This window comes from Pseudomonas serboccidentalis, assembly GCF_028830055.1.
In the GTDB taxonomy this organism is placed as follows: Bacteria; Pseudomonadota; Gammaproteobacteria; order Pseudomonadales; family Pseudomonadaceae; genus Aquipseudomonas; species Aquipseudomonas serboccidentalis.
In genome coordinates, this window is record NZ_CP101655.1 from 5217158 (window position 1) to 5230118 (window position 12961).

At 60.9% G+C, this 12961-nt stretch carries 14 protein-coding genes; 11 read left to right on the plus strand and 3 right to left on the minus strand.

The window, feature by feature from the left end:
• Positions 1-22 precede the first annotated feature (22 nt).
• The 4 genes from rnhA (at position 23) to NN484_RS23820 (ending at position 4549) form a co-directional block, all read left to right on the plus strand.
• Positions 23-484 (plus strand): ribonuclease HI, encoded by a 462-nt coding sequence (gene rnhA, locus NN484_RS23805; protein WP_003224162.1) that lies wholly within the window; start codon positions 23-25, stop codon positions 482-484.
• Positions 485-703: 219 nt separating this feature from the next.
• Positions 704-1462 carry a DNA polymerase III subunit epsilon gene (gene dnaQ / locus NN484_RS23810; protein WP_274658060.1) on the plus strand — a complete coding sequence of 253 codons (759 nt, stop codon included), beginning with the start codon at positions 704-706 and terminating at the stop codon, positions 1460-1462.
• 202 nt (positions 1463-1664) lie between these two features.
• A complete protein-coding gene (locus NN484_RS23815; RefSeq protein WP_274658061.1) occupies positions 1665-3920 on the plus strand; it encodes an Orn/Lys/Arg family decarboxylase in 2256 nt (751 codons plus the stop codon).
• Between the two features lie 14 nt (positions 3921-3934).
• Positions 3935-4549, plus strand: coding sequence for a GNAT family N-acetyltransferase (locus NN484_RS23820; RefSeq protein WP_274658062.1), 615 nt, complete (start codon positions 3935-3937; stop codon positions 4547-4549).
• On the opposite strand, the gene NN484_RS23825 is transcribed toward NN484_RS23820, so the two are convergent.
• Positions 4515-5408: a LysR substrate-binding domain-containing protein gene (locus NN484_RS23825; protein ID WP_274658063.1), complete on the minus strand. Its 894-nt coding sequence runs from the start codon at positions 5406-5408 to the stop codon at positions 4515-4517. The genes NN484_RS23820 and NN484_RS23825 overlap by 35 nt on opposite strands.
• A gap of 85 nt (positions 5409-5493) precedes the next feature.
• A complete protein-coding gene (locus tag NN484_RS23830; RefSeq protein ID WP_274658064.1) occupies positions 5494-5730 on the minus strand; it encodes a hypothetical protein in 237 nt (78 codons plus the stop codon).
• Positions 5731-5913: 183 nt separating this feature from the next.
• On the opposite strand from NN484_RS23830, the gene NN484_RS23835 reads away from it, so the two are divergent.
• Together NN484_RS23835 and NN484_RS23840 are read left to right on the plus strand one after the other, a co-directional pair.
• The gene (locus NN484_RS23835; RefSeq protein ID WP_127651863.1) at positions 5914-6471 is read left to right on the plus strand and encodes an NADPH-dependent FMN reductase; all 558 of its coding nucleotides are present in this window, start codon (positions 5914-5916) and stop codon (positions 6469-6471) included.
• 162 nt (positions 6472-6633) lie between these two features.
• The gene (locus tag NN484_RS23840) at positions 6634-7917 is read left to right on the plus strand and encodes an arsenic transporter (protein ID WP_215500817.1); all 1284 of its coding nucleotides are present in this window, start codon (positions 6634-6636) and stop codon (positions 7915-7917) included.
• A 125-nt stretch (positions 7918-8042) separates the two neighbouring features.
• On the opposite strand, the gene NN484_RS23845 is transcribed toward NN484_RS23840, so the two are convergent.
• Entirely contained in the window at positions 8043-8993 is a 951-nt protein-coding gene (locus tag NN484_RS23845) for a DUF1853 family protein (protein ID WP_274658065.1), read from the minus strand.
• Between the two features lie 115 nt (positions 8994-9108).
• Here NN484_RS23845 and NN484_RS23850 point away from each other — a divergent pair, with 115 nt between their 5' ends.
• From NN484_RS23850 to NN484_RS23870, 5 genes are read left to right on the plus strand one after another with little or no spacing between them, the layout of a single operon-like run.
• Positions 9109-9999 carry an NAD(+) kinase gene (locus NN484_RS23850; protein WP_003224174.1) on the plus strand — a complete coding sequence of 297 codons (891 nt, stop codon included), beginning with the start codon at positions 9109-9111 and terminating at the stop codon, positions 9997-9999.
• Positions 9996-10970: a metallophosphoesterase gene (locus NN484_RS23855; RefSeq protein WP_414891757.1), complete on the plus strand. Its 975-nt coding sequence runs from the start codon at positions 9996-9998 to the stop codon at positions 10968-10970. The genes NN484_RS23850 and NN484_RS23855 overlap by 4 nt, the downstream gene beginning before the upstream one ends.
• Complete coding sequence (locus tag NN484_RS23860) at positions 10967-11836, plus strand: rhomboid family intramembrane serine protease (protein WP_127651867.1); 870 nt, start codon at positions 10967-10969, stop codon at positions 11834-11836. Before NN484_RS23855 ends, NN484_RS23860 begins: the two co-directional genes overlap by 4 nt.
• Positions 11837-11868: 32 nt before the next feature.
• The gene (locus NN484_RS23865) at positions 11869-12129 is read left to right on the plus strand and encodes a YeaC family protein (protein WP_007919229.1); all 261 of its coding nucleotides are present in this window, start codon (positions 11869-11871) and stop codon (positions 12127-12129) included.
• Positions 12126-12956 (plus strand): DUF2797 domain-containing protein, encoded by an 831-nt coding sequence (locus NN484_RS23870; RefSeq protein WP_215500815.1) that lies wholly within the window; start codon positions 12126-12128, stop codon positions 12954-12956. Before NN484_RS23865 ends, NN484_RS23870 begins: the two co-directional genes overlap by 4 nt.
• Positions 12957-12961 lie beyond the last annotated feature (5 nt).

Below are 12961 nucleotides of genomic sequence, written 5' to 3' on the forward strand. Positions count from 1 at the left end.
GCATTTTTCTGGATAGAGTGGCATGAGCGAAAGCGTCGATAGCGTAGAACTGTTCACCGACGGCGCCTGCAAGGGCAACCCCGGCCCGGGCGGCTGGGGCGCCTTGCTGGTGTGCAAGGGCGTCGAAAAGGAGCTGTGGGGCGGCGAAGCCAACACCACCAACAACCGCATGGAACTGCTCGGTGCGATCCGCGGCCTCGAAGCCTTGAAGCGCCCGTGCGAAGTACTGCTGGTCACCGACTCGCAATACGTGATGAAGGGCATCAACGAGTGGATGGCCAACTGGAAAAAGCGCGGCTGGAAAACCGCAGCGAAAGAGCCGGTGAAAAACGCGGACCTGTGGAAAGAGCTGGACGAGCAGGTCAACCGGCACAAGGTCACCTGGAAGTGGGTGCGCGGGCACATTGGCCATCACGGCAACGAGCGGGCTGACCAGTTGGCTAACCGTGGCGTGGATGAAGTGCGCGGCTACAAACAGAGCTGATTTTGCCGGTACACCGTGGTGCGCCCAATCGCGAGCAGGCTCACTCCTACAATTGGAATGCTCCCGCTGTAGGAGCTGCCGAAGGCTGCGATCTTTTGACTTTGCCTTTTAAAAGCAAGCTCAAAAGATCGCAGCCTGCGGCCGCTCCTACAGGGTTGGAAGTGAGCGTGTTAACATCGCCGCTTTTGCACGATTGACCCCGTTGAGAATTGAACACTGATGGCCACCAGATCCGTTGTACTCGATACCGAAACCACCGGCATGCCGGTGACCGATGGTCACCGGATCATTGAAATCGGCTGTGTCGAACTGATCGGTCGGCGCCTGACGGGCCGGCACTTTCACGTCTACCTGCAACCGGATCGCGAGAGTGACGAGGGCGCGATCGGCGTTCACGGCATCACCAACGAATTCCTCGTCGGCAAGCCACGTTTCGCCGAGGTGGCCGACGAGTTTTTCGAGTTCATCAACGGCGCGCAGCTGATCATCCATAACGCGGCGTTCGACGTTGGCTTCATCAACAACGAATTCGCCCTGATGGGGCAGCACGATCGCGCTGACATCACGCAGCACTGCAGCATCCTCGACACCCTGATGATGGCCCGGGAACGTCACCCGGGGCAGCGCAACAGCCTCGACGCCTTGTGCAAACGTTATGGCGTCGACAACTCCGGCCGTGAACTGCACGGCGCCTTGCTCGACTCGGAAATTCTCGCCGACGTCTACCTGACCATGACCGGTGGCCAGACCAGCCTGTCACTGGCCGGCAATGCCTCCGACGGTAATGGCACGGGAGACGGCGCGGACAACTCCGCCACCGAAATCCGCCGTCTGCCGGCCGATCGTCAGCCTGCGCGGATCATTCGGGCGACGGAAGAGGAACTGGCGGCGCACCTGGTGCGGCTGGAGATCATCGCCAAATCCGCCGGGGGGCCTGCGTTGTGGACGCAGATCGCGGAAGCTGACGCCCAGGCCTGAAGATCAAAAGATCGCAGCCTGCGGCAGCTCCTACAGAAGAATGCGATCCCTGTAGGAGCTGCCGCAGGTTTGGGCCGCGTTCGGACGATCTTTTGTTTTTGGTGGCATGAAGCCAACTGGCCACCCTCGCCACTTTCGCTGCAACCCTCTACCCTGAGTGCATTGGCAGACATTGATCCGCCGCCTCAGGACACTGAGCCTCATGTACAAAGATTTGAAGTTCCCGGTGTTGATCGTCCACCGCGACATCAAGGCCGACACGGTCGCCGGTGACCGGATCCGGGGCATCGCCCGGGAGTTGGAGCAGGAAGGTTTCAATATCGTGTCGGCCATCGACTACGCCGAAGGGCGGTTGGTGGCGTCGACCCATCATGGTCTGGCGTGCATGCTGATCGCTGCCGAAGACGCCAGCACCCACTCGCACTTGCTGCAGAACATGGCCGAACTGATCGGTCTGGCCCGGGTGCGGGCGCCGGATCTGCCGATCTTTGCCCTGGGCGAACAGGTCACCCTGGAAAACGCCCCGGCCGATGCCATGGCCGAGCTTAATCAACTGCGCGGCATTCTTTATCTGTTCGAAGACACCGTGCCGTTCCTGGCCCGGCAAGTGGCGCGAGCGGCGCGCAAGTATCTGGATGGTCTGCTGCCACCGTTTTTCAAGGCACTGGTGCAGCACACCGCCGATTCCAACTATTCCTGGCACACCCCCGGTCATGGCGGTGGCGTGGCGTATCACAAGAGCCCGGTGGGGCAGGCGTTTCATCAGTTTTTCGGCGAAAACACCCTGCGTTCGGATTTGTCGGTATCGGTGCCGGAGCTCGGTTCACTGCTTGATCACACCGGCCCGTTGGCCGAAGCCGAAGAGCGTGCGGCGCGCAATTTCGGCGCCGATCACACCTTCTTCGTGATCAATGGCACCTCGACCGCCAACAAGATCGTCTGGCACTCGATGGTTGGTCGTGATGACCTGGTGCTGGTGGACCGCAACTGCCACAAATCGGTGTTGCACGCGATCATCATGACCGGGGCGATCCCGCTGTACCTGTGCCCGGAGCGCAATGAACTGGGGATCATCGGCCCGATTCCGCTGAGCGAATTCAGCCGCGAATCGATCCAGGCCAAGATCGACGCCAGCCCCCTGACCAAGGGGCGCGCGCCGAAAGTCAAACTGGCGGTGGTCACCAACTCGACTTACGACGGCTTGTGTTACAACGCCGAGCTGATCAAGCAAAGCCTGGGCAACAGCGTCGAAGTGCTGCATTTCGATGAAGCGTGGTATGCCTACGCGGCGTTTCACGAGTTCTTCGCCGGGCGCTATGGCATGGCCACTTCGCGCACGGCAGACAGCCCGCTGGTGTTCACCACCCATTCCACGCACAAGCTGCTCGCCGCGTTCAGCCAGGCCTCGATGATCCATGTACAGGACGGCGGCGCGCGGCAACTGGACCGTGACCGTTTCAATGAAGCGTTCATGATGCACATCTCGACCTCGCCGCAATACAGCATCATCGCCTCGCTGGACGTGGCCTCGGCGATGATGGAAGGCCCGGCCGGACGTTCGCTGTTGCAGGAAACCTTCGATGAAGCCCTGAGTTTTCGTCGTGCGCTGGCCAATCTGCGCCAGCACATCGCTGCGGATGACTGGTGGTTTTCGATCTGGCAGCCACCTGGCGTCGAAGGCATCGACCGCGTACAAACCGAAGACTGGCTGTTGCAGCCGGACGCCGACTGGCACGGCTTCGGCGAGGTCAGCGACGACTACGTGCTGCTCGATCCGATCAAGGTGACCCTGGTCATGCCCGGCTTGAATGCCGGTGGCGCGCTGAGCGAGAAGGGCATCCCGGCGGCGGTGGTCAGCAAGTTCCTCTGGGAGCGCGGGCTGGTGGTGGAGAAAACCGGGCTGTATTCATTTCTGGTGCTGTTCTCGATGGGCATCACCAAGGGCAAGTGGAGCACGCTGCTCACCGAGTTACTCGAATTCAAGCGCAGTTACGACGCCAACGTCAGTCTGGCGAGCTGCCTGCCCTGTGTCGCGCAGCAAGACACCGCACGCTATCGCGGCATGGGCCTGCGGGATTTGTGCGATCAACTGCACGCCTGTTACCGCAGCAATGCCACCGCCAAACACCTCAAGCGCATGTACACGGTGCTGCCGGAAATCGCCATGAAACCGGCGCATGCCTACGATCATCTGGTGCGCGGCGAGGTCGAGGCGGTGCCGATCGATGAGCTGGAGGGGCGGATTGCGGCGGTGATGCTGGTGCCGTATCCGCCGGGCATTCCATTGATCATGCCCGGCGAACGCTTTACCGAGTCGACGCGCTCGATCATCGATTACCTGAAGTTTGCCCGCACGTTCGATAGCAGCTTCCCCGGTTTTGTCGCTGATGTGCATGGACTGCAACATGAAGATGAAGGCAATGGACGGCAGTACACCGTCGATTGCGTCAAGGAATGAGGACTTTTCCGAGTATGCAACCGGTCATGAATCCGAAATACCCAGGACTGTCGGTGCGCGTCGCCGACGATGGTTTTGCGGCTTACATATGGGGCAGTGACTTCAGTTTCGAGGTGGCTGCGTATGGCGCAGCGGTGGTCGGCCAGCCGGTGGCGCAATGGGTGGTGACGCCGATTGTGCCGTATCGCAAATGCTATGGCATCGACCCCGAGGAGTTCAGCAGCTATCGCGACGCCGCCGACAGCGCGATTTTCATGGCTTATCTGGACGACGAACCGGTGGGTCATCTGGTGATCAGCACCAACTGGAACGGCTTCGCGCACATCGATGAACTGGCGGTGCATGCGCCTGCGCGCCGACATGGCGTGGCCAAGGCGTTGCTGGATGTGGCGCAATTCTGGAGTCGCAAGAAGAAGCTGCCGGGGATCATGCTCGAAACCCAGAACAACAACCTCGGCGCCTGTCGTCTGTATGAACGCTGCGGTTACGAGATTGGCGGTGTCGACCATCTGCGTTATCGCGGTATTGACCCGAACACCGCCGAAATCGCGCTGTTCTGGTATCGACTGTTCGATAACCCGCTGGAAAACCCCCTCAGCTCGCCAGCAACGCCTCGGCTTGTTCCGTGACGATCGACAGCAGGGTGTGAATCGCCGCCGGTGTGGCGCTGTGTCGATAGGTCAGTGCATACAGGCTGATCGGCACCGCCGGTGACAACGGGCAGACATCCAGTCCGCCGGCCCGTGCGCCAAGGGCGGTGAACGGGTCGACGATGGCCAGGCCTTCTCCGGCCTCGACCATGCTGCGCATCATCTGATGGGTTTGCACCCGGGTCTGGATGCTGGGTGCCGGGCGCAGTGCCTGGAGCTTGTTGTCCAATGCCGGGCTCAGCGGATCCTGACCTTCGAGGCCGACCATCGCCTGGCCGGCCAGGTCCTGCAGGGAGATATACTTCTGCTTCGGTTGCAGCCAGCCGTGGGGCGCGAGCAATTGCAGCTTGCCGTGGGCCAGCGGCTGGGCGTGGATGTCGGGGTGTTCGGGGTCGTGCAGGCTCAGGCCCAGATCGCTTTCGCGCAGCAGCAGGCTGCGCACCATGTCGCACGTGGCGGCGCTGAGCAGACGACAAGGGGCATCCGGTAAACGCCGACGCAGCAGCGCGATGCTTTGTGGCAGCAGGTGTTGCACCAGCGGCGGGGTGCCGATGATGCGCAGGGGCGGGGCGAGGTATTGCTTGAGGCTGCTGGCCAGACGCTGCACCGGCTCCAGCGCTTCATAGACGTGAGCGATCTCGACTTGCAGCGCCCGCGCTTCAGGCGTCGATTGCAGCCGGCCGCGAACGCTGGCGAACAACATGAACCCCAACTGACTCTCGGCTTCGCGCAATCGCTCTTCGACCTCGGTCACCGGCAACTGCAGCCATTCGGCGGCAGTGCCCAGGTGACCGGTCTGCAAGAGCGCCTGAATCACTTCGATATGACGTAAACGCATGCGTGAAGTCCATGTTCAGCAGGTGGGGTCAGTGGCTGAATCCTACCCCAAGTCTGCGCATATGACTTCTGCTCATAACGCGCGGTTATTGAGCGACGATTGGCTCGGGTTCACGGATCAGGGTGATGTCCGACTGAACCAGCAAAAACTCATTGTCACTGAGCTTTTTGACGCGATCGCCAATCGCCAGTTTGTAGCTGGTAACAGGCTCCATGCCGGTGAGACCGTCTGCCGACGGGGTGGATTCCTGGAACTCATGCACGGAATAAACGCGGCCTTCCGCATCTCTTGCATGGAACTGACCGACGAGTACTGCTGCCATCTGCTTAGAACCTCTGGAGATAAAACGCTTGATTTGCGGCTTGGTAGACCGTCATCAAGCCCTGTAAGTTTTCCTACAGGAAAAAAATAATCAGCGCGGAGGAATTTCCCTCGCTCACTGGTGAAACCGTCATCGAATCATCTATAACTACTGGCTCTTCCCACGGACAGTCGAGAGTCTTCCATGAGCAATGTCTACAACGTCGCTGTAGTCGTCGGCAGCCTGCGCAAAGCATCGATCAACCGCAAAGTCGCACTGGCGCTGGCCGAGCTGGCACCGGCGAACCTCAAGCTGAAGATTGTCGAAATTGGCGATCTGCCACTTTATAACGAAGACATCGACGGCGATTCACCGCCGGCAGCCTACAGCACTTTCCGCCAACAAGTGGGCTCTTCCGACGCGGTGCTGTTTGTCACCCCCGAATATAACCGCTCGGTGCCGGCGCCACTGAAGAATGCGATTGACGTGGGGTCCCGACCTTATGGCAAAAGCGTCTGGGGCGGCAAACCGGGGGCGGTGATCAGCGCGTCGCCGGGGGCCATTGGCGGTTTTGGCGCCAACCAGCATCTGCGCCAGTCGTTCGTGTTTCTCGATGTGCCGTGCATGCAGCAGCCGGAAGCGTATCTGGGGGGCGCGGGTTCGGCGTTTGACGAGGCGGGCAAGCTGAGCGAGTCGGTGAAGCCGTTCCTGCAGAATTTCATCAATGCGTATGGGAAATTTGTCGAACAACACAAAAAATAATCTGGTCAGATCGGCGGTAAAACAGAGATCCTGTGGGAGCGAGCTTGCTCGCGAAAGGGCCATCAGCCACACCTTTGGTGACTGACAGTCCGCTTTCGTGAGCAAGCTCGCTCCCACAGTTTTGTGGTTTGGCTTATTTTCCATTTATTAAGGCTGTCGCGAATGCTCGCTGCGTCACTGATCTTCCTGCTGACCATTACCCTTGTCATCTGGCAACCCAAAGGCCTCGGAGTCGGCTGGAGTGCAACGCTCGGCGCCGTGCTGGCATTGATCTTCGGCGTGGTCCACCTGAGTGACATTGCGCTGGTGTGGCAGATCATCTGGAATGCCACCGGCACCTTCGTGGCGCTGATTATCATCAGTCTGCTGCTCGACGAAGCCGGTTTCTTTGCTTGGGCCGCGCTGCACGTGGCGCGTTGGGGGCGGGGCAGTGGGCGCAAGCTGTTTGCCTACATGGTGCTGCTCGGTGCGCTGGTGTCGGCGCTGTTCGCCAATGACGGCGCGGCGTTGATCCTTACACCGATTGTGATTTCGATGCTGCTGGCATTGCGCTTTTCGCCGGCGGCAACCCTGGCGTTCGTCATGGGCGCCGGCTTCATTGCCGACACCGCGAGCCTGCCGCTGGTGGTGTCGAACCTGGTCAACATCGTCTCGGCGGACTTCTTCCATATCGGCTTCAACCGCTATGCGGCGGTGATGGTGCCCGTCAACTTCGTCAGCGTGGCCGCGACGCTCGGCGTGTTGATGTGGTTCTTCCGTCGCGACATTCCCGAGTCCTACGACCCTGAACAGCTGGAAAACCCGCACACGGCGATCCACGACAAAGCCACGTTCTACGCCGGTTGGGCGGTGCTGGTGATTCTGTTGATCGGTTGCTTCTTCCTCGAACAACTGGGCATTCCGATCAGCGCGATCTCGGCGGTCTGTGCCGCGCTGCTGCTGGCGATTGCCGCTCGGGGCCACAAGATTTCCACGCGCAAGGTGCTGAAAGAAGCGCCGTGGCAGATCGTGATTTTCTCGCTGGGCATGTACCTGGTGGTTTATGGCCTGCGCAATGCCGGGCTGACCGGGTATCTGGCCGGTTGGCTGGATGTGTTCGCCGGGTATGGCGTGTGGGGCGCGGCGCTGGGCACCGGGGTGCTGACGGCGCTGTTGTCGTCGATCATGAACAACCTGCCGACGGTGCTGATCGGGCTGCTGTCGATCGACGCCAGTCAGGCCAGCGGGGTGGTCAAGGAAGCGATGATTTACGCCAACGTGATCGGCAGCGACCTGGGGCCGAAGATCACCCCGATCGGCAGTCTGGCGACCTTGCTCTGGCTGCATGTGCTGGCGCGCAAGGATATCCGGATTGGCTGGGGATATTACTTCAAGGTGGGGATTGTGCTGACGGTGCCGGTGCTGTTGATTACCTTGGCGGCATTGGCTCTGCGGTTATCCATTTAGACCGTGTTAACCCCTATCGCGAGCAGGCTCACTCCTACATTGGAATGCGTTTCTCTGTAGGAGTGAGCCTGCTCGCGATAGGGCCGGTTCAGGCGCCAGAAGCCTTAAGCCTTAAGCCTTAAGCCTTAAGCCTGGCCCGGCACATTCGGCCAAAGATCCGACACCAGAAACAACCGCTCCGCCTCTTCCCATTCGCCCTGTGCATTCTCGATCAGGCGCACCATCAGTTGCGCCGGGGCCAATGGTTCCAGGGCGTCCAGCCACATCTGCAGGTGTTCCGGGTTCCAGGTCTGGTCGGCCGGGTAGTGCGCTGGCGCCAGCCACGCATGCCGGGGCAGGGGTTGCCAGCGTCCGGCCGGGCGCTGGGCGACGAAGGCTGGCCAGTCCTTCTGATGCAGCCAGCTGCCACGCAAGTGCTGCGGATGCGCACCTTTCGGCGGTTCGGCGTGGCCGGGCCACGGATACAACAGGTAACCGCCCAGCCACAACTGCGCACTGAACACTTCGATATCCAGCGTGGCCAGCGCCGCACGGCTTTCCGGGCGCGCCGAGATCGGCAATTGATGCTCGGCCAGATGCGCCAGTTTGCGATCCAGTCGATCATGACAACCCGGCCCCAGCCACTGCGCCGGGTCACGACCGTCGCCATTTTGCGGGCCGAGGTAAAGCTTGATCGCCAGTTCCAGGTGATGCACGCCGTCGCGGTCACGCAACAGCATGTCCAGTTCGCCGAGGGTGTGGCCCTCACGGCGGATCGGCAGGTTGGCGGCGATCAGCTCAATGCCCGGCGCATGCTCCACGGCAAACTGCCACAACCGTTCGTAATACAGGCCCAGCCGCCGGGTGCGGGCCTGGGACAGCCAATGCAGCAAGCCATAACTTTCGCGATCCAGTTGCCGCAGCCAGCGCTCCAGGCGCTGCGGATCGCTCACCCAGTCGCTGCCGGCCAGCGGATGACGCTGTGGCCACGGCGTCGCCGCCAGCATCGGCGGGGCGAGAATCACCCACGCCAGATCACGCACTTCCGGATGGCGTAATTGGTGTGGCAACTGGAGCAGGTCGGGAAACAGGATCATCTTGCGAGCATAGCCTGAAACACGAGCGCACCCTTGAGGCTGAAAGGATTTTGTCTATCGCAGGCTTTCGCCCATAATCGTGTTTTTCGCGTTTTCGATTGTCCGCAGAGGTCCCATGGAGCAATTTCGTAATATCGGCATCATCGGTCGCCTGGGCAGTTCCCAGGTGCTGGATACCGTCCGCCGACTGAAACGCTTTCTGCTCGATCGTCACCTGCACGTGATTCTCGAAGACACCATCGCCGAAGTCCTGCCGGGCCACGGCCTGCAGACCTCGTCGCGCAAGATGCTCGGCGAAGTCTGCGACATGGTCATCGTCGTCGGCGGTGACGGCAGCCTGCTCGGCGCCGCTCGCGCCTTGGCCAAACACAATATTCCGGTACTCGGGATCAACCGTGGCAGCCTCGGCTTTCTGACCGACATTCGTCCCGATGAGCTGGAAGTCGAAGTGGCCAAAGTGCTCGACGGCCATTATCTGGTGGAAAACCGCTTCCTGCTGCAAGCCGAAGTTCGTCGCCATGCCGAGGCCATCGGCCAGGGCGACGCGCTGAACGACGTGGTGCTGCACCCGGGTAAATCGACGCGGATGATCGAGTTCGAGCTGTACATCGACGGCCAGTTCGTCTGCAGCCAGAAGGCCGACGGCCTGATCGTCGCCACCCCGACCGGCTCCACGGCTTACGCGCTGTCCGCCGGCGGGCCGATCATGCATCCCAAGCTCGACGCCATTGTGATTGTGCCGATGTACCCCCATATGTTGTCGAGCCGGCCAATTGTGGTCGATGGCAACAGTGAGCTGAAAATCGTCGTGTCGAAAAACATGCAGATCTACCCGCAGGTCTCCTGCGACGGGCAGAACCACTTCACCTGCGCGCCGGGCGACACCATCACCGTCAGCAAAAAAGCACAGAAGCTGCGGCTGATTCACCCGCTCGACCACAACTACTACGAAGTCTGCCGGACCAAGCTCGGCTGGGGCAGCAAGTTGGGTGGTGGAGGCGACTGATGCTCGATCCCGCGCGCAGTTATGACTTGATTGGTGACGTGCACGGATGCGCCCTGACCCTGGAACACTTGCTTGACCGACTCGGTTATCACAAGCAGGGCGGGGTCTGGCGGCATCCATCGCGCATGGCCGTGTTCGTCGGCGACATCATTGACCGTGGCCCGCGGATCCGCGAGGCGCTGCACATCGTCCACGACATGGTCGAGGCCGGGCAGGCGCTGTGCATCATGGGCAACCACGAATTCAACGCACTGGGCTGGAGCACGCCAGCGCTTCCGGGCAGCGGCAAGCAGTTCGTGCGCGAGCACACGCCGCGCCATGCGCGTCTGCTGCACGAAACCCTGACCCAGTTCGAAGATCACCCCGGCGACTGGCATGACTTCCTCAACTGGTTCTACGAGCTGCCGCTGGTGGTCGATGCCGGACGGTTCCGCGTGGTGCATGCCTGTTGGGATGCCAGCCTGATCGAACCGTTGCGCGGGCTGTTTCCCGATGCGCGTATCGATGAACACTTTCTCCAGGCCTCGGCCGTGCCCGGCAGCTTTGCCTGCACAGTGTTCGATCGCCTGTTGCGCGGCACCGACATGCGCCTGCCGGATGGCCTGACCATGACCAGCGGCGACGGTCTGGTGCGTTCGTTCTTCCGCACCAAATTCTGGGAAGACGACCCGAAAACCTACGGCGACATCGTCTTCCAGCCGGATGCGCTGCCGGAACCGGTGGCTCGGAAACCGCTGACCTCCAGCGAAAAAAACAACCTGTTGCGCTACGGCGTCGACGAGCCATTGCTGTTCGTCGGCCACTACTGGCGCAGCGGCAAACCGGCGCCGATCCGCCCGAACCTGGCGTGTCTCGATTACAGCGCGGTGCTCTACGGCAAACTGGTGGCCTATCGTCTGGATCAGGAAACACGCCTGGATCCGCATAAATTTGTCTGGGTCGATGTCGAGCGGCCGGAGGTGCTGCAATGAGTGCGGTAGCGGTATTGCGTCTGCCGTTGGCGGTGGACCTGAGCGGTTTCGTCAAACTGCTGCAACGGATGCAGGTGCCGCATCGGGTCAGCGAAGAGGCGGGCGAGCAGGTGCTGTGGGCACCGTCGGAAATCAGCGAGGACGTGCGTTCGCTGTACGAGCGTTTCCCGGCCGGTGATCCTGATCAACAGCTGGACATCCCGGTGGCTCCGACGTTCAAGCGTCCGAGCTTCGCCGAACAACTCAAGCACGCCAAGGCTACCGGGTTCATCCTGCTGCTGAGCCTGCTGGTTGGCGGCCTGACGTATCTGGGCGACAACCTTGAGACCGTGCGCTGGCTGACCTTCCTCGACTTCCGCGTGGCGGGTGATTACATCCACTTCACACCACTGGCCGACAGCCTCGCGGCGGGGCAGTGGTGGCGGTTGTTCACGCCGATGCTGCTGCACTTCGGCATCCTGCACCTGGCCATGAACGGCATGTGGTACTGGGAGCTGGGGCGGCGCATCGAGTCGCGTCAGGGCAGCATCAATCTGCTCGGTCTGACGCTGCTGTTCAGCCTGGTGTCGAACTACGCGCAGTTCGCCTGGAGCGGCCCGAGCCTGTTCGGCGGCCTTTCGGGCGTGCTGTACGGGCTGCTCGGCCATTGCTGGATCTTCCAGTTGCTGGCGCCGAACCCGGCTTATCGCCTGCCGCGTGGCGTGCTGGTGATGATGCTGGTGTGGCTGGTGATCTGCATGTCCGGGCTGGTCTCGATGATCGGTTTCGGCCAGATCGCCAACGCCGCCCATGTCAGCGGGTTACTCATCGGATGCTTCACCGGTTTGTTGGGTGGTTTGTATAACCGCCGTAAACTGGCCGCCTAAATTTTCAGTGAATAAAGAGCACGGAGACCCTGATGTCCTCTTTTAACGACATGATCAACAACATTACCCCGGACATCTACGAGAGCCTGAAACTGGCGGTGGAGATCGGCAAGTGGTCCGACGGTGGCAAACTCACTGCCGAACAGCGTGAGCTGTCGCTGCAGGCGATGATCGCCTGGGAAATCCAGAACCTGCCTGAAGATCAGCGCACCGGTTACATGGGCCCGCAAGAATGTGCGTCGAAATCGATCGAAGTGCCGAACATCCTGTTCAAATCGGACGCTATCCATTGATCGAGATTGGCCGCGGTGCAATCAGCAAAATGTCGGCACGCCTGGACGGGCCGAACGTGCAATACGCGTTTCGTCTGGATGACGTCGAGGTGCCGGTCAATCCCATGATCGGCAGCACGCTGCGTCTGGAATACCTGGGGGCGATTCATTGCACCCATTGCGGGCGCAAGACCAAAACCAGTTTCAGCCAGGGTTATTGCTACCCGTGCATGACCAAACTGGCGCAGTGCGACATCTGCATCATGAGCCCGGAGCGCTGCCACTTCGAGGCCGGCACCTGCCGCGAGCCTGAGTGGGGCGAGAAGTTCTGCATGACCGATCATGTGGTGTATCTGGCCAACTCGTCGGGCATCAAGGTCGGTATCACCCGCGCCACGCAGCTGCCGACCCGCTGGCTGGATCAGGGCGCGAGTCAGGCGCTGCCGATCATGCGCGTCGCCACGCGCCAGCAGTCCGGCTTCGTCGAAGACCTGTTCCGCAGCCAGGTGGCGGACAAGACCAACTGGCGCGCGTTGCTCAAGGGCGATGCGGCGCCGGTGGATCTGGCTCAGGTGCGCGATCAACTGTTTGAAAGCTGCGCCGAAGGCTTGCAAGGTCTGCAACAGCGATTCGGCCTACAAGCAATTCAGACGATTGCCGATGTAGAACCTCTCGAAATCCGCTATCCGGTCGAGCAATACCCGGCCAAAATCGTCAGCTTCAACCTGGACAAGAACCCGATTGCCGAAGGCACGCTGCTGGGGATCAAGGGCCAATACCTGATCTTCGACACCGGCGTGATCAACATTCGTAAGTACACGGCCTATCAGCTCGCCGTGCATCAATAAGGATT